The following is a 15,560-nucleotide window of genomic DNA, read 5'->3' as shown; positions in this document are numbered from 1 at the left end:
GTCCCCTGGACCACGGGGCCGCTGTTCCTCGCCGCTGCCGCCACGCCACGTCGATATTTTTTTTGACGTTCCAAAACCTACTCAGTAGTATGTTTCCGAAGCGGAGGCTTGCCTGACCTTCGGCAAGAGCGGCGACAAGAAAAACAACAAGCGACAACAAGGAGACAAAGGCATGCGGGTTCTGATCACGGGCGCGGCCGGCTTTATCGGCACCGCGCTGCACCGCGCGTTGATCGCGAAGGGAAGCCTGGCCGATGCCGGCGGCACGCCGCGCCGGATCGAGGAACTGGTGCTGGCAGACCGGGCCGATGTGCCGCTTGCCGGCGACGCGCCGTGCCGCCGCACCGTGCTGCGCGGCGACCTGGCCGGGCCCGGCTTTGCCGCGCAACTGGCGGCGCTGGCGCCGGACAGCGTCTTCCACCTGGCGGCCAGCCTGACGCTGGAGGCCGAAGCCGACGAGCCGCGCGCCTATCGCCTGCATGTCGAGGCCCTGCGCGAGTTGATCGCCGGCTTCGGCAAGCCGCCCCGGCTGGTGCTGGCCAGCTCGATCGCCGTCTTCGGCGGCGACCTGCCCGCGACGGTCGGCGATGGCCTGCGCGCCGAGCCCGACACGACCTATGGCACGCACAAGGCCATCGCCGAGCTGCTGCTGGCCGACTACAGCCGCCGCGGCCGCGTCGACGCGCGCGCGCTGCGCCTGCCGATCGTGCTGATCCGCGACGGCGCGCCATCGCCCGCGGTGTCGGACCGCATCGCCGCGATCGTGCGCGAGCCGCTGGCCGGCCGCGACGTCGTCTGCGGGCTGCATCCGGACACGCGGATGCCGGTGGCGTCGGAGCAGGCCGTGGCCCGGGCCCTGATCGCGATGCACGAGCTGCCGGCGGCACGGTTGCCGCACGATCGCGCGCTGAACCTGCCGTCGCTGTCGATCACCGTCGCGGAGATGGTGGCCGCGCTGCGTCGCGTGGCCGGGGACGAAGCCGCGGCGCGGGTCCGCTACGAGCCCGACCCCGCGCTCCAGCGCGTGGTAGACAGCTGGCCGCGCGCCTTTACGTCGGACAGGGCCAGCGCGCTCGGCCTGCATGCCGACGCCGATTTCGACGCGCGTTTCGGCGCGTACCTCGGGGCCAACCTCGGGGCCGACGTCGGAGCCAACCTCGGCGCGTCCCTGCGCGACAAGGGGACGGCATGAAGAACCCCGCGATCGGATTCCGCCGTAACGGCCCGCTCTCCACCAGTGGACACGAGCGGCAGGCCGATGCCGCGCTGCGCTTCGACGACCGGCTGTCGCCCGAGGTGGCCGCGCTGCCGGTCTGCATCGTCGGCGCCGGCTCGTCCGGGGTGACCGCCGCCAAGGCGCTGAAGGAGAAGGGCATCGCGTTCGATTGCTTCGAACTGGGCTCGAAGATCGGCGGCATGTGGCGCTACGAAAACGACAACGGCATGTCGTCGGCCTATCGCAGCCTGCATATCGACACCAGCCGCACCAACCTCGGCTACTCCGATTTCCCGATCCCCGACCACTATCCGGATTTCCTGTCGCACTACGAGGTCATCGAATATCTGGAAGCCTATGCCGAGCGCTTCGGCATCCCGCCGCATATCCGCTTCAACACGCGGGTCGAGCGCGTGGAGCCGGCCGGCGACGGCAGCTGGCGCGTCACGCTCGGGGACGGCAGCAGCCGGCGCTATCGCGCGGTGATCGTCGCCAACGGCCATCTGTGGGACCCGCGCTGGCCGCGCTTCGACGGCGCGTTTTCCGGCGAGCAGATCCATTCGCATCACTACCGCACCGCCGAGCCGTTCCGCGACAGGAACGTGCTGATCGTCGGCATCGGCAATTCCGCGGTCGACATCGCCGTCGACGTCTGCAAGTCGGCGAAGCGGACGTGGATCTCGACGCGGCGCAGCGCGTGGATCATGCCGAAATACATCATGGGCCATCCGACCGACCGCTGGTCGGCCTTCTTCGCGCGGCGCCTGCATCTGCCCACGCGCGTCACGCGCACGCTGGTGCGCTGGCTCGCGTATCTGGCGACCGGCGACCAGGCCCGCGTCGGCATTCCGCGGCCGCGCCACGAGATCTGGCGCGAGCATGCGACGCTGAGCCAGGAGCTGATCCCGTATTGCGGGCATGGCTGGATCCGCATCAAGCCGAACATCCGCAGGCTCGATGGCCACCACGTCGAGTTCGAGGACGGCACCCGCGAGGCCGTCGATGCGATCATCCACGCGACCGGCTATCAGGCCAGCTTTCCGTTTCTCGACCGGCAGGTGTTCGAGGTCGCGGACGGCAAGGCCGAGCTCTATCGCCGCATGATGCCGCCGGGGCGGCACGGCCTGTTCCTGCTCGGGCTGGTGCAGCCGATCGGCCCAACCATTCCGCTGGTCGAGATCCAGGGCAAGTGGCTGGCTGCGGTGCTCGCCAACGAAGGTGCGGCTGCCGGGTCCGGACGGCATGATGGCGGAGATCGATGCCCATCGGCGCTACGTGTCGCGGCGCTTCGTCGGCTCGGCGCGCTATACGCTGGAGGTAGACTTCCGCCGCTACGCCAGAGAACTGTTTCGCGATATCGCCCGGGGAGGGGCGGCATGACCCCAAGCAAGCAGGAAATCCTGATCCAGGCCGCCGAATGTTTCATGGAACAAGGGTTCCATGCCACCAGCATCGACGACGTCGCGCGGCGGCTCGGCGCGACCAAGGGACGCATCTACCATCATTACGCGTCGAAGATCGACCTGTTCTTCGAGGTGCATCGCGAAGGCATGCGTCTGTTGTTCGAAGCGGTGGAGCCCGCCCGCAAGGTCGAGGGCGATGGCGTCACCGTGCTGGCGGCGATGCTGCGCGCGCATGCGGTTGCCGTGCTGGAACACCATACCTTCGAGAGCGTGGTAGCGCAGGGCGTGCAGATGCATCGCTTCGGCGCGACCACGCCGTCGCAACGGCAGACGCTGGACGAACTGATCGCCAGCCGCGACCGCTTCGAGCGTCTGTTCAAGGACCAGGCCGCGGCGGCGAGGCGCGATGGCTCGCTGGCCGCCGATGCCGACTTGTCGATCGCGGTGAAGACCTTGCTGGGCGGTATCCAATGGTCGCTGATCTGGTATCGGCCCGAGGCCGATGCCGACGAGCACGCGCGCGAGCGGCTGGCGGAGGCGATGGTGCGTACGCTGGTCGAGGGCATCCGTGCCCGGCCGGAGCGGGCCCCGCCGCGGCCGCCGCCAAAGGCAAGGCGCGCAGCGCGGCGGGCTGAGGCCCCGCCCAAGGTCTCGCTTGAGGTCTCGTTGAGGTCTCGTTGAGGTCTCGTTTGAGGACTCGCTTGAAGCCTCGTTTCAGGCCCCGCACTTCCCGCATCGGTTCTCAGGCCGACTCGTTCAGCAGCCGTTCCACCAGCCACAGCCGATCGACGCCCCACACCGGCTCGCCGTCGACGATAAAGAAGGGCGCACCGAAGACGCCTTGCGCAACGGCATGGTCCACCGCCCCTTCCAGCCGCCGCTTGCCTTCGGGCGAGGCGATCTCGGCCGCCAGCCAGCCGGTATCGGCGCCGACCGCGGCGGCTTCCTCCAGCACCGCGTCGAGATCCGTGATGTCCTCCCCGCGCTCCCACAGCCGGGCGAAGATCCGCTGCGCGAAGCGCTTCGCCTGCGCCGGATCGCGTTCGTCCAGTGCCAGAAAGGCCCGTGAGGCCTTGACCGAGCTGACGCCTTGCATATCGCGCTGGACGAAGGGCACGCCCAGTATCCGCGCCATGCGGGGTTTGTCGAGCCGCAGATAGTCCGCTTTCAGTGGCGTCTCCATCAGCGGCTTCAGCCCCATGATCTTGACCACCGTGACGCCTAGCAGGAAAGGGCGCCACACCACGGTGCGGCCATGGCGGGCCGCAAGGGCATCGATCTGCGTCGAGCCGAAGTAGCCGTAGGGCGAGATGAAGTCGAAATAGAAATCGATGGGACGGGCCATCGCCGCCTCATTCCATCTTGATGTTCAGTTGCTCGATGGTCCGCCGCCAGTACGCGGATTCGCGCTGCACGCGCGCGCGGATCTGCTCGGGCGACAGGTCGGAGGCGACCATGCCCTGCGCCTGCAGCAGCGGCGCAAAGTCCGGCGCGTGGGTGACGCCGCGGATGGCGGCCGCGAGCCGGTCCACCGTCGCACGCGGCGTGGCGGCCGGCACGTAGGTCGCGATCCAGTAGCCGGGGGCCGCGATATTGGGATAGCCCGCTTCGGCCAGCGTGGGCACGTCCGGGAACAGCGTGTTGCGCCGTTCGCCCGCCACGGCCAGCACGCGGATCTTGCCGGCCTTCTGCTGCACGATCGCCAGGCTCGCCGGCGGAAACGAAAAGCTGTACCGGCCCGACAGCAGTTCCACCATCGCCGCGCCCGCGCCTTTCATCGGCACATGCTGGGCCGATGCCTTGGCCTCGCGCTTGTAGAGCTCGCCGACGACATGGCTGGGAAAGCCGGCGCCGGACGATACATAGTTGGCCTTGTCCGGCCGCTGGCGCAGCAGCGTCGCCAGTTCCTGCGCCGTCTTCGCGGGCGAATCGGCCGGCACCGCCAGCACCACGTCGCCGCCATCGCCGACGATGGCCACCGGCATCAGGTCGCGCGAGGCATCGTAGGGCGTGTCTGGCATCAGCGCCGGAATGGTGGTCAGCGGCCCGTCGACCGAGAACAGCACCGTATGGCCATCGGCCTTGCTGCGCACCACCGAGTTGACCCCGATGGTGCCGTTGGCGCCGCCGCGGTTCTCGGTGACGACGCTCTGGCCGAGCGTGGTCTTCAGTTTCTCCGCCAGCGTGCGCGCCAGCGCGTCGCTCGGTCCGCCGGGCGCGGCCGGCACCACCAGCGTGACGGTGCGCGACGGAAACTCCTCGGCCAGCGCCGCGCCGCCGCAGGCCAGCATCATGGACAGGAGCGTGACGATGGCTTTCATGCTGAGCCTCCTTGGGGTGGGGCTGGCAAATGGCGGTCGCGGTCGTCGGTCACGGTCCTGGTGCCGCAGTCGAAGCCGGAGTCGGAGTCGGAGTCGGAGTCGGAGCCGGAGCCGGAGCCGGAGCCGGAGCCGGTGCTGCTGGTGCCGGTGCTGGTGTCGGTGTCGGTCCGAGCGGCAAGGCGGCGCAGCTCGCCCTTGGCGACCTTGTTGATGCCGACCAGCGGCAGGCTGGCGAGAAACCGGATCTCGCGCGGCACCTTGAAGCCGGCGAGCTGCGCGCGGCAGGCCGCGTCGATCTCGCGGGACAACGCTTCGGTGGCGCCGTTCGGAGCGGCTGGCACCACGAAGGCCACCGCGACCTCGCCCATCGCGCCATCCGCGCGGCCCACGACCGAGACGTCGGCCACGCCCGGCACCGCGCGGACCACGCGTTCGACTTCCGCCGGCGACACGCCTTCGCCGCCGCACTTGATCACATCGCGCGCCCGCTCCAGGAACTGGATCGAGCCGTCGGCGTGGACCTTCATGCGATCGCCGGTGCGGAACCAGCCGTCCGCGGTGAAGGCGGCCGCGTTGGCATCCTCGTCGTTGAAGTAGCCGGCAAACAATGTCCGCCCGCGCTCGCCGAGGATCTCGAGCTCGCCGACCTCGCCCGGCGCCAGCGACATGCTGTGGCTGTCTGCCATCCGGGCCGCATAGCCCGGTGCGACCAGGCCAATGGCGCCCGGTGCGATCGGCCGGTTCGCGCGTCCCAGGATGCCGGGCCCGACCAGTTCGGTCATGCCCCACCAGCCCAGGATCGGCACGCGGAAATGCCGCTCGTGGTCCGGCAGCCAGACCGAGTTGCACCACAGCCGGAAGTGGTGGGCCGGCGGGACCGGCTGGCGGAACAGCGCCGCACTGGTGAACTGGACGTGCGGGGCAAAGGTGCAGCGCCGCGCCAGCGCGACTGGCCAGAAGCGGCTCGCCGAGAAGCGCGGCTGCAGCACGATGGCCGCGCCTGCCTGCAGGGCCGGCAGCACGCTCCAGGCCAGGCCCACGACGTGATAGAGCGGCAGTGGGATCAGGACGATATCGGAGGACAGCAGGCCGATACCGGCGGCACACAATTGCGCCGCCCATAGCGCGTTCGCGCGCGACCAGACCACGGCCTTCGGGCGCGACGAGGTGCCGGAGGTGAACATCATGCTGCCGGGGGGCGAGCGGGTCCAATCGCGCGCGTTCGACCGGGGCATCGTGCAACGACGCGAAGCCGATTGCATGGTCCGCATGGTCGGCATGGTCGGCATGGTCCGCATCGATGACGATCTGCCAGCGCAGCCGGTGAGCGTCGGAACCGAGGGAAGGGAGCGAGCCGGGCAAGCCGCGCTGCGTCACGATGCCGACCGCGCCGGTGTGGTCGGCGAAGAAGGCCAGCTCGTCGCTTGCCGACTTGGGATTGAGCACCACGCAGACCGCGCCCAGCCAGGCGCAGGCGAACCAGGTCAGCAGGAATTCGGGACAGTTGTTGGCATGCAGCAGCACGCGATCGCCGGGGCGCACGCCGCGCCGGGCGAGTCCGCCGGCGACGCGGCGGACGTCATCGAGGAATGCGCCGCGCGTCCATTCGCGCGCGGGGCCTTCGAATGGCTCCCAGGCCAGCAGCAGCCGATCCGGTTGTTCGCGCGCCCGGGTCTCGAGCAGGTCGACGATATCGTCCATGGGCCTCCCGCCGCGTGCCGCTCGAACGGTGGAGCGCACGGGCAAGCCCAGTGTAAGGAGCGCGCTTGCGCATGTCCTATGCCGTTTTATTGCACCGGCTTAACACGGGGTTATGGGCGAGGTGTGGCACGGGGGCGCGGGGGGCAAGGTCTCCGAGACGCACCTCGCCGACACCTCGAAACCCCCCGAGACCCCGAGATCCCGAGATCCCGAGATCCCGAGGCCCCACGGCCCGGACGCCCGAGGGCCCCCAAGCCCCGAGGCCCTCAGTACAGCGTCTGGCGGATCCGCTGCGGCAGTTCGGCGTCGTACGCGCGGCCGTCGATCGCATCGCGGCTCAGCGTCGCCAGGATGGTGCCGGTGCTCGGCAGCGCGCTGCGTGGAATCTGCGCCTCCGGCGACCACAGGCGCGAACGCACCAGCGCGCGGGCGCACTGGAAGAACACCGAGCGGATCGCGATCAGCAACACGGTGGAGGGCGCCTTGCCGTCGACCGTGCATTGGGCGATCAGATCGGGATTCGTCGAGATCGTCGCCGTGCCGGCCACGCGCAGCGTCTCGTCGACGCCCGGCACCAGGAACAGCAGGCCGACGCGCGGGTCGGCCAGGATGTTGCGCAGGCTGTCGATGCGGTTGTTGCCGCGGCGGTCCGGCAGCAGCAGCGTGCGGTCATCCAGCACCTTGACGAAGCCGGGCGCGTCGCCGCGCGGCGAGCATTCGGCCATGCCGTCGGCCACCGTCGACAGCAGGCAGAACGGCGAGGCCTCGACGAAGGCGCGGTAGTGCGGATGCAGGTAATCGACTTCCTTGGCGAGCGAGGCCGGCGCGGGTTTGCCGTAGTGCGTTTCCAGGTCTGCCAGCGTGGTGATGGTGTGGTCGGTCATGGCGGATTGGCGGTCGGAGCGAGGTGGAAGAGTGGGGCGGAACGGGTTGGACCGTGCGCGTTGGGCGCAGTGCGGCGGAACGGGTGGACCGTGCGCGTTGGACGCCGTGCGCGGCAACGGCAAGTCTACAGCGTGACGGTGCCCCGGCCGATCTCGATCACGCGGCCGCCGACGCGGATCGCGCCTTCTCCGTCTTCCGCATCGACCTCCAGCCGCAGCCGGCAGGGCCGCTCGACCAGGTCGCCCTGGGCGATCTCGTAGCGGGCCGGCAAGGCATGGCCGGTGGCGAGCAGCCAGCCGCCCAGGTTGGCGCAGGCCGAGCCGGTGCCCGGGTCCTCGGCCACGCCGCCGCCCTGCTTGGTGAAGAAGTAGCGCGCGATCACGCGGCCCGGCTGCTGCGGGTCGAAGGCGAACAGATAGGCGGTCTTGCGGCCAAGGCTGCTGGCGGGCCAGGCGTCCAGGCGGCTGCCGTCGGGCGCCGCGCGGCGCACGGCGTCCGGGCTGTTCAGCGGCACCAGCAGCTGGTCGGCGCCGGTATCGACCCACATCGGCGAGCCGGCCAGGTCGTCGGCCCGCAGCCCGAGCAGCGCGGCCACTTCGGCATCCGGCAGTGGCGCTGGCGCGGTCCTTGGCTGGCCGCGATGCGGGGCGGTGAAGGTCCAGACATCGCCGTGCGCGCGCACCGGCACCACGCCGGCCTTGAACTCCAGCGTCAGCGCATCGCCGGTGCCGCGCAGCGCCCGTACCGCATGCGCGGTGCCCAGCGTCGGATGGCCGGCGAAGCGCATCTCGTAGCCGGGGGTGAAGATCCGCACCATCGCGTCGGCCCGCTCCGACGGCAGGATGAAGGTCGTCTCCGACAGATTGAACTGCAGCGCCAGCGCCTGCATGGTCGCATCGTCCAGCCCGCGCCCGTCCTCGAACACGCACAGCGGATTGCCGCCGAAGGTCGATTCGGCGAAGACATTGAGCAGGCGGAAGGCGTAGCTGGGCATGGCGGTGGCATCGGGTAGGGACAGGGTGCCAGTGTAGGACGATGGCGCGCCCGAGCCATATACAGTTCGCTAGCCCGGCATCAGGCCAGTTCCCGTCCCCGCGTCAGCCGCACAGACAGACGATCTGATTCAATTGCTCGCAGGCTGCCGCGAAGGCATCCGTGGGTGCCTGCTTCCAGGGATGGGGCTTGGCGTGCCGGCCGCGCCAGTCGAAGGATTTTGGCTGATGCGCGAGGATGTAGGCCGACAGCTTGCCGACACCTTCGAGCTTGATGGCAAACGGGTTGGTCTCGTTGTAGGCGGCCGTCGTCATCGGCAAGCCGATGACCAAGCCGGTTTTTTCATTGAACGCCCGTGGCGACAAGACGAGCAACGGGTGTCGGTCTTTCATTTCCCGCCCGATCTGCGGGCTGCATTCGATCCACACAATGTCGCGGCGATCGGGTACCCACGCGCTCTTCGGCATCGCTACATCGCCTCCGAACCGACGGGTGGCGCCGCCATGACTTCGCCGCCGTGGACGGCCGAGTCAAACAGGGCCAGCTTCTCGTCAAGCGTCATTGCCCGCTTTCCCACAGGCTTGACGGTCACTCCCACCTCTTCCACCTGCACCTCGACCTCCTGTCCTTCTACAAAGTGCGCCGATCTCGCTACCGCGGAGGGAATCCTGACGGCAAGGCTATTTCCCCATTTCTGGATGGTCAGTCTGGCTGCTTTGGCCATTTGAGCCTCCTGTGGCGCAAGTCTCGGGTCGTGGCGGGAATGTTTCAACATGGTTTATACATGGAGGGGAATTGAATACACAAGGCATTGTCGGGAAGCAAAAAAAACGCCGGCATGAAGCCGGCGCAATGAGTGTCCAGGGGGACAGCGGGATCGGAGGACCGTCAGAACCCCACGGCCTGCCCGTCCCGGCGGCTGTCGCTGGCGGCGACGTAGCCGTGCTCGGCGTCTTCCGACAGGCGCCAGATGAACTGCCCCGAGCCGAAGTCCATGTAGGGGTCGGCCACCGACTTGAGCTGGTGGCCGCGGTCCTTCAGGCCGGCGACGGTGGCGGCGTTCATGGTGGCCTCGACGTCCAGCGTGAAGTCGCGGTTGACCTTCCAGCGCGGCGCGCAGCAGGCCGCCTGCGGCTGCTGCTTGTAGTCGAGCATGCGCACCACGGTCTGCAGATGGCCCTGCGGCTGCATGTCGCCGCCCATCACGCCGAAGCTCATCACCGGCCGGCCGTTGCGCGTCATGAACGCGGGGATGATGGTGTGGAACGGGCGCTTGCCGCCGGCCACCACATTGGGCGACTTCGGATCCATCGAGAAGCCGACGCCGCGGTTCTGCAGGCTGATGCCGGTGCCGGGCACCACCACGCCGGAACCGAAGCCCATGTAGTTGGACTGGATGAACGAGATCATCATGCCGTTCTCGTCGGCCGCGGTCAGGTAGATGGTGCCGCCGACCTTGGGCATGCCGAAGTCGAAATGCGTGGCGCGCTTCATGTCGATCAGCCTGGCGCGCGACTTCAGGTAGGCATCGTCGAGCATCTGCTCGGGCGTGACTTCCATGCTGCGCGGGTCGGACACGTAGCGGTACAGGTCGGCGAACGCCAGTTTCATCGCCTCGATCTGCAGATGCTGCGAGTCGATCGAATCGACCGGCAGGTTGCCCACGTCGAAGTTGTCCAGGATGCCGAGCGCCATCAGCGCGGCGATGCCCTGGCCGTTGGGCGGAATCTCGTGGATCTCGTAGCCGCGATAGGACTTGCGGATCGGCTCGACCCAGTCCGGACGGTAGTCGCGCAGATCGGCCAGCGTCATCGCGCCGCCGCACTCCTTGCTGAAGGCGGCGATGCGCTCGGCGATCTGGCCTTCGTAGTAGTCGCGGCCACCGCTGGCGCCGATGCGGCGCAACGTTTCGGCGGCGGCCTTCATCACGAACTTCTCGCCGGTATGCGGCGCGCGGCCGTTCGGCATGAAGGTGTCGGCGTAGCCCGGCTGGTCCTTCAGGTCCGGCACCGCGGCGGCCCACTTGTGCGCGATGATCGGCGGCACGGCGTAGCCGCGCTCGGCGATCTCGATGGCCGGCTCCATCAGGTCGGCGAACGGCAGCTTGCCGAAGCGCTCGTGCAGCGCGGCCCAGCCGGCCACCACGCCCGGCACGGTGACGCTGTCCCAGCCGCGGATCGGCCGCTTGGCGATGCCATTGCCTTCCTCGCCGTACTTGTTGCGGAAGTACTCGGGATTCCATGCGGCCGGCGCCACCCCCCGACGAGTTCAGGCCGTGCAGCTGCTTGCCGTCCCACAGGATCGCGAAGGCATCGCTGCCCAGGCCGCAGGAGACCGGCTCGACGATGGTGATCGCGGCGGCGGCGGCGATCGCCGCGTCGATCGCATTGCCGCCCTTGAGCAGCATGCGCAGGCCGGCCTGCGCGGCCAGCGGGTGCGAGGTCGATACCACGTTGCGCGCGAACAGCGGAATGCGCACGGAGGGGTACGGATTGGTCCAGTCGAAGGTCTGCATGGCGTGTCTCTTGTCCCTTGTCTCTTGGCGTAATTCGGTCTTGGCGTTATTCCGCGGTGATGTTGCGGTCCTTGATCAGTTTGCCCCAGCGGGCGCTTTCCTTGCCGACGATCGTCGCGAACTGCGCGGGCGTGCCGCCGACCGGCTCGGCGCCGAGCTTGGCCAGCCGTTCCTTGACCTCCGGCGCCTGGATCGCCTTGTTGAATTCGGCGTTCAGGCGGGTAACGAGGTCGGCCGGCAGGTTCTTCGGGCCATAGATGCCGAACCAGGTTTCGCTGACGAAGCCGGGCAGGCCCGATTCGCCGACGGTCGGCACGTCGGGCACCAGCGACGAGCGCTTCGGGCTGGTCACCGCCAGCGCCTTGAGCTTGCCGTCGCGCACGTGCGGCAGGCCGGTGACGATGCTGTCGAACAGGATATGCACCTTGCCCGAGATCAGGTCGGCGATCGACAGCGCGGTGCCCTTGTACGGAATGTGCGTCAGCTGGACACCAGCCTGCGCGCTGAAGGCCTCGGCCATCAGATGGACCACGGTACCGTTGCCGCTGGACGCGTAGTTCAGCTCGCCGGGATGCGCCTTGGCATAGGCGATCAGTTCCTTGACGCTGTTGACCGGCAGATGGTTCGACACCACCAGCAGATTGGTCGCGCTGGCGACCTGGCCGATCGGCGTGAAATCGGTCTGCACGTTGTACGGCAGGCGCGGATGGATATGCGGGCCGATCGAATGCGTGCTGCTGGTGGCCATCAGCAGCGTGTAGCCGTCCGCCGGGGCCTTGGCGGCCATGTCGGAGCCGATCGCGCCGCCCGCGCCGGGCCGGTTGTCGACCACGACCTGCTGGCCGAGGTTGGCGCCGACCTTCTGTGCGATCGCGCGCGCCAGCAGGTCGGTCGCGCCGCTGGCGGGGGAAGGGCACGATCAGGCGGATCGGCTTGGCGGGATAGCTTTCGGCCAGGGCGGGCGCGGCGGCGAAGGCCAGCGTCGCCGCCAGGCCGGTGCCCAGCAGGCGCAGCCAGGATGTCATCTTCAATCTCCGTGGACGTTGTCGGTTCGATGCCGGCGGGCCGGCCGATGGCGCATTATTCCGTGCAGCTTTACATAATGAAAGCTAATATTTCTTGCTTGCTTCTCAAGTTTTGCTTAAGGCACGCTGCTTCCAGACCCGGTCTGCCGCCTCCGCGCTGACCGCTTCCCTCTTACTTTATGAGCACCATCCGGTTCCTTCGTACCTTTGTCGCCGTCGCCGAGCACGGCTCCTTTGCCGCCGCCGCCGGCCATGTGGCGCTGACCCAGGCGGCGGTCAGCCTGCAGATGCGCGCGCTCGAGGGCGAACTGCGGCGCGACCTGTTCGACCGGACCGGCCGCGTGGTCGTGCTCAACGCGGGCGGGCGCGAACTGCTGCCGCGCGCGCGCCGGTTGCTGGCACTGTACGACGAGATGCGCGCCGCGCCGGAGACGCCGGAGGCGATGGCCGGTGCGGTCGCCGTCGGCGCCGTGGTGTCGGTGATGGGCGGCTTGTCGCACGTGGTGGCCAGCATGAAGACCGAGCATCCCGCGCTGGACGTGCGGCTGGTCGGCGCCAAGTCGATCGAGCTGGCCACGCTGGTCGAGGCTGGGGAGCTCGACGCGGCCATCGTGGTGGAGGGGCCGGGCCGGCTGGCGGGGGCGCTGCGCTGGACGCCGCTGTATCGCGAGCCGCTGGTGGCGATTGCCGCCGCGGGCAGCGCCGCCGCGGACGCGCGCCAGGCGCTGGCGGGCCAGGCCTTCCTGCGCTTCGACCGGACCCAGCTGACCGGCATGCTGGTCGAGCGGGCCCTGCGGCGCGCGCATCTGCGCGTCAACGAATTCCTCGAACTCAATTCGATCGAGGCGCTGGTCGAGCTGGTGCGGCAGCAGGTCGGCGTGACCGTGGTGCCGCTGCTGCAGCGGGCGCGCTGGCGCGACGACGAGGCGCTGCGGGTGCTGCCGCTGGAGGCGGGAGGCGAGCCGGTATGGCGCACCATCGGCATGCTGGAGCGGCGCGATCATTCGCGCCGGCATATCACCGAGGCGATCCGCGCCGCCTGCGCGGCGCTGTTCTGCGAGCCGCGCTAGGGCGCGTTTCGTTCGCCTCGGCCAAAAAAAACGGGGTGCCGGCCGGCACCCCGTTTCACGTGTTGCGTGTTGCTTCTTATTCTTCCTGGAACGCTTCCTCGCGCTTGGCCTTGATCGACGGCAGGGCCACGATCAGCACCAGGATCGCGGCGGCGATCAGCAGGCTCAGCGACAGCGGACGGGTGAAGAACACCGTGAACTCGCCACGCGAGAGCAGCAGCGTGCGGCGGAAGTTCTCTTCCATCATCGGTCCGAGCACGAAGCCGAGCAGCAGCGGCGCCGGTTCGCACTTGAGCTTCAGGAACAGATAGCCCACCACGCCGAAGGCCGCGGTCTGGAACACGTCGAACGTAGTGTTCTGGACCGAGTAGACGCCGATACAGCAGAACGTCAGGATGGCCGGGTACAGGAAGCGGTAGGGCACCTTCAGCAGCTTGACCCAGATGCCGATCAGCGGCAGGTTCAGGATGATCAGCATCAGGTTGCCGATCCACATCGAGGCGATCAGGCCCCAGAACAGCTGCGGGTTGCTGGTCATGACCTGCGGACCCGGCTGGATGTTGTGGATCGTCATCGCGCCGACCATCAGCGCCATCACCGCGTTGGGCGGAATGCCCAGCGTCAGCAGCGGGATGAAGGAGGTCTGCGAAGCGGCGTTGTTGGCCGACTCGGGACCGGCCACGCCTTCGATCGCGCCCTTGCCGAACTCGTGCGGATACTTCGACGACTTCTTCTCCAGCGTGTAGGCCGCGAACGAAGCCAGCGAGGCGCCGCCGCCCGGCAGGATGCCCAGCGCCGAACCGAGCACGGTGCCGCGCAGCACCGCCGGGATCATGCGCTTGAAGTCTTCCTTGGTCGGGAACAGGTTGGTGATGCTGTCGGTGAAGGTCTCGCGCTTTTCGCGTTGCTCCAGGTTCGCGATGATTTCCGCGAAGCCGAAGATACCCATCGCCACGGCCACGAAGTTCAGGCCGTCGGTCAGCTCCGGCACGTCGAACGAGAAGCGCGCCGCGCCCGAGTTCACGTCGGTACCCACCAGGCCCAGCAGCAGTCCCAGCACGATCATCGCGATCGCCTTGACCAGCGAGCCCGAGGCCAGCACCACGGCGCCGATCAGGCCCAGCACCATCAGCGAGAAGTACTCGGCGGGGCCGAACTTGAACGCCAGTTCCGACAGCGGCGCGGCAAAGCCGGCCAGGATCAGCGTCGCCACGCAGCCGGCGAAGAACGAGCCCATGCCCGCGGTCGCCAGCGCCACCCCGGCGCGGCCGCGCCGCGCCATCTGGTAGCCGTCGATGGTTGTCACCACCGAGGACGATTCGCCGGGCAGGTTGACCAGGATTGCCGTGGTCGAGCCGCCGTACTGGGCGCCGTAGTAGATGCCGGCCAGCATGATCAGCGCGGCCACCGGCGGCAGCGTGTAGGTGATCGGCAGCAGCATCGCGATGGTCGCGAGCGGTCCCAGGCCGGGCAGCACGCCGATCAGCGTGCCGAGCAGGCAGCCGAGGAAGGCGTAGGCCAGGTTCTGGAAGGTCAGGGCGGTCGAGAAGCCGATGCCCAGGTTGGTTAGCAGTTCCATCTGGCGCTCCTTAGCCGGTAATGAAGGCCGGCCACACCGGCATCTGCAGATTGATGCCGTAGACGAAGGCGCCCATGCTGATCAGCACCAGCACGATGGTGTTCAGGATCGCGCCGCGCCAGGTGAACTCGTGGCTGGCCATCGACGACACCAGCACCAGCACGATCACCGACAGCACCATGCCGAGCGGCTTGAGCAGCAGGCCGAACAGCACCACCGAACCGAGGATCCACAGCAGCAGCTTGATATCCCAGCGGGCCAGCTCGTCACCATCGCCCTTGCTGGACATCGATCCGATCAGCACCAGCACGCCCAGCAGGGCGAGCACGACGCCGAGCCAGAACGGGAAATACCCCGGACCCATCTTCGCGGCAGTTCCCATCGAATAGCCGCGAGCGACCCAGGAAAAGCCGAATCCGACCAGGATGAACATCAGGCCGGAGGCAAAGTCCTTTTGGCTACGTATGCGCAAAATGATTCTCCTCGATTTGACAAAACTGGGGCTTGCGGCGCTGTGAGCCGCGCGTCGATGGCGCTGGTCTCATGGTGTCGCGATGGGTCGTTGCAGCCTTTGTGCAGTGCAACGAAATCACGCGCGGCACCCTCCCCGTCCGCAGGCAGGGGGAAGGTAAGGGCGCCACCTTTCAGCGACCTTTCAGATGTCTGCAAACTTGGTCAATGTGAGGGTATCTCCCTAGGTCTCCGCGGAGGCCGCCCCACGCAGCGCGCAGGACGGCGATGCGGCGGGCCAGGCAGTGCCGACATGGCCGTCGGCTATCATCGGCGGCGCGGCGGCCGTCATGCTGCGCTGTCGTGCTGCGCGCCGCAGCGCCGCAGCGCCGCTGCACCGGG

Annotated in this window: 12 protein-coding genes and 3 pseudogenes; 3 read left to right on the top strand and 12 right to left on the bottom strand. The window is 68.4% G+C overall.

All coding sequences use genetic code 11. From position 1 onward, the window contains the following. Positions 1-172 precede the first annotated feature (172 nt). Together OJJOAM_RS05315 and OJJOAM_RS05310 are read left to right on the top strand one after the other, a co-directional pair. A complete protein-coding gene (locus OJJOAM_RS05315) occupies positions 173-1,192 on the top strand; it encodes an NAD-dependent epimerase/dehydratase family protein (protein ID WP_422649109.1) in 1,020 nt (339 codons plus the stop codon). Beyond that, positions 1,189-3,300 carry an NAD(P)-binding domain-containing protein gene (locus OJJOAM_RS05310; protein WP_422649108.1) on the top strand — a complete coding sequence of 704 codons (2,112 nt, stop codon included), beginning with the start codon at positions 1,189-1,191 and terminating at the stop codon, positions 3,298-3,300. The genes OJJOAM_RS05315 and OJJOAM_RS05310 overlap by 4 nt, the downstream gene beginning before the upstream one ends. A 61-nt stretch (positions 3,301-3,361) precedes the next feature. On the opposite strand, the gene OJJOAM_RS05305 is transcribed toward OJJOAM_RS05310, so the two are convergent. From OJJOAM_RS05305 to OJJOAM_RS05260, 10 genes and pseudogenes are all read right to left on the bottom strand, one after another. Next, positions 3,362-3,964, bottom strand: coding sequence for a 2-hydroxychromene-2-carboxylate isomerase (locus tag OJJOAM_RS05305; protein ID WP_422649107.1), 603 nt, complete (start codon positions 3,962-3,964; stop codon positions 3,362-3,364). 7 nt (positions 3,965-3,971) lie between these two features. Then, positions 3,972-4,940 carry a Bug family tripartite tricarboxylate transporter substrate binding protein gene (locus tag OJJOAM_RS05300; RefSeq protein WP_422649500.1) on the bottom strand — a complete coding sequence of 323 codons (969 nt, stop codon included), beginning with the start codon at positions 4,938-4,940 and terminating at the stop codon, positions 3,972-3,974. Beyond that, positions 4,937-6,127, bottom strand: coding sequence for an AMP-binding protein (locus OJJOAM_RS05295; RefSeq protein ID WP_422649106.1), 1,191 nt, complete (start codon positions 6,125-6,127; stop codon positions 4,937-4,939). Before OJJOAM_RS05295 ends, OJJOAM_RS05300 begins: the two co-directional genes overlap by 4 nt. A gap of 130 nt (positions 6,128-6,257) precedes the next feature. After that, positions 6,258-6,641 (bottom strand): annotated as a pseudogene (locus OJJOAM_RS05290) (AMP-binding protein); the annotation flags it as partial. A gap of 266 nt (positions 6,642-6,907) precedes the next feature. Then, positions 6,908-7,525, bottom strand: coding sequence for a pyridoxamine 5'-phosphate oxidase family protein (locus OJJOAM_RS05285; RefSeq protein WP_422649105.1), 618 nt, complete (start codon positions 7,523-7,525; stop codon positions 6,908-6,910). Between the two features lie 125 nt (positions 7,526-7,650). Beyond that, the gene (locus OJJOAM_RS05280) at positions 7,651-8,520 is read right to left on the bottom strand and encodes a PhzF family phenazine biosynthesis protein (RefSeq protein WP_422649104.1); all 870 of its coding nucleotides are present in this window, start codon (positions 8,518-8,520) and stop codon (positions 7,651-7,653) included. 103 nt (positions 8,521-8,623) lie between these two features. Further along, entirely contained in the window at positions 8,624-8,986 is a 363-nt protein-coding gene (locus tag OJJOAM_RS05275) for a type II toxin-antitoxin system PemK/MazF family toxin (protein ID WP_422649103.1), read from the bottom strand. Positions 8,987-8,988: 2 nt separating this feature from the next. Beyond that, positions 8,989-9,243, bottom strand: coding sequence for an AbrB/MazE/SpoVT family DNA-binding domain-containing protein (locus tag OJJOAM_RS05270; RefSeq protein ID WP_422649102.1), 255 nt, complete (start codon positions 9,241-9,243; stop codon positions 8,989-8,991). Positions 9,244-9,407: 164 nt separating this feature from the next. After that, positions 9,408-11,034: pseudogene (gene ggt / locus OJJOAM_RS05265) on the bottom strand (gamma-glutamyltransferase). 46 nt (positions 11,035-11,080) lie between these two features. Further along, positions 11,081-12,059, bottom strand: a pseudogene (locus OJJOAM_RS05260) (Bug family tripartite tricarboxylate transporter substrate binding protein). Positions 12,060-12,238: 179 nt separating this feature from the next. On the opposite strand from OJJOAM_RS05260, the gene OJJOAM_RS05255 reads away from it, so the two are divergent. Continuing rightward, positions 12,239-13,129 carry a LysR substrate-binding domain-containing protein gene (locus tag OJJOAM_RS05255; protein ID WP_422649101.1) on the top strand — a complete coding sequence of 297 codons (891 nt, stop codon included), beginning with the start codon at positions 12,239-12,241 and terminating at the stop codon, positions 13,127-13,129. Positions 13,130-13,205: 76 nt separating this feature from the next. Here the strand turns inward: OJJOAM_RS05255 and OJJOAM_RS05250 are convergent, their stop codons facing one another. Together OJJOAM_RS05250 and OJJOAM_RS05245 are read right to left on the bottom strand one after the other, a co-directional pair. Beyond that, positions 13,206-14,708, bottom strand: a complete 1,503-nt coding sequence (locus OJJOAM_RS05250) for a tripartite tricarboxylate transporter permease (RefSeq protein WP_422649100.1) — start codon at positions 14,706-14,708, stop codon at positions 13,206-13,208. Positions 14,709-14,718: 10 nt separating this feature from the next. After that, positions 14,719-15,180 carry a tripartite tricarboxylate transporter TctB family protein gene (locus OJJOAM_RS05245; protein WP_422649099.1) on the bottom strand — a complete coding sequence of 154 codons (462 nt, stop codon included), beginning with the start codon at positions 15,178-15,180 and terminating at the stop codon, positions 14,719-14,721. Positions 15,181-15,560: the final 380 nt, after the last annotated feature.

The sequence above is a fragment of the Cupriavidus sp. H18C1 genome (genome assembly GCF_049311595.1).
GTDB lineage: Bacteria > Pseudomonadota > Gammaproteobacteria > Burkholderiales > Burkholderiaceae > Cupriavidus > Cupriavidus cauae.
This window is presented reverse-complemented; position numbering and strand designations above follow the sequence as displayed.

What these genes read in the sequence shown, in the direction of transcription:
- OJJOAM_RS05315 (WP_422649109.1), top strand. Translation starts at nt 173, where the DNA reads ATGCGGGTTCTGATCACGGGCGCGGCCGGCTTTATCGGCACCGCGCTG.
- OJJOAM_RS05310 (WP_422649108.1), top strand. Translation starts at nt 1,189, where the DNA reads ATGAAGAACCCCGCGATCGGATTCCGCCGTAACGGCCCGCTCTCCACC.
- OJJOAM_RS05305 (WP_422649107.1), bottom strand. Translation starts at nt 3,964, where the DNA reads ATGGCCCGTCCCATCGATTTCTATTTCGACTTCATCTCGCCCTACGGC.
- OJJOAM_RS05300 (WP_422649500.1), bottom strand. Translation starts at nt 4,940, where the DNA reads ATGAAAGCCATCGTCACGCTCCTGTCCATGATGCTGGCCTGCGGCGGC.
- OJJOAM_RS05295 (WP_422649106.1), bottom strand. Translation starts at nt 6,127, where the DNA reads ATGATGTTCACCTCCGGCACCTCGTCGCGCCCGAAGGCCGTGGTCTGG.
- OJJOAM_RS05285 (WP_422649105.1), bottom strand. Translation starts at nt 7,525, where the DNA reads ATGACCGACCACACCATCACCACGCTGGCAGACCTGGAAACGCACTAC.
- OJJOAM_RS05280 (WP_422649104.1), bottom strand. Translation starts at nt 8,520, where the DNA reads ATGCCCAGCTACGCCTTCCGCCTGCTCAATGTCTTCGCCGAATCGACC.
- OJJOAM_RS05275 (WP_422649103.1), bottom strand. Translation starts at nt 8,986, where the DNA reads ATGCCGAAGAGCGCGTGGGTACCCGATCGCCGCGACATTGTGTGGATC.
- OJJOAM_RS05270 (WP_422649102.1), bottom strand. Translation starts at nt 9,243, where the DNA reads ATGGCCAAAGCAGCCAGACTGACCATCCAGAAATGGGGAAATAGCCTT.
- OJJOAM_RS05255 (WP_422649101.1), top strand. Translation starts at nt 12,239, where the DNA reads ATGAGCACCATCCGGTTCCTTCGTACCTTTGTCGCCGTCGCCGAGCAC.
- OJJOAM_RS05250 (WP_422649100.1), bottom strand. Translation starts at nt 14,708, where the DNA reads ATGGAACTGCTAACCAACCTGGGCATCGGCTTCTCGACCGCCCTGACC.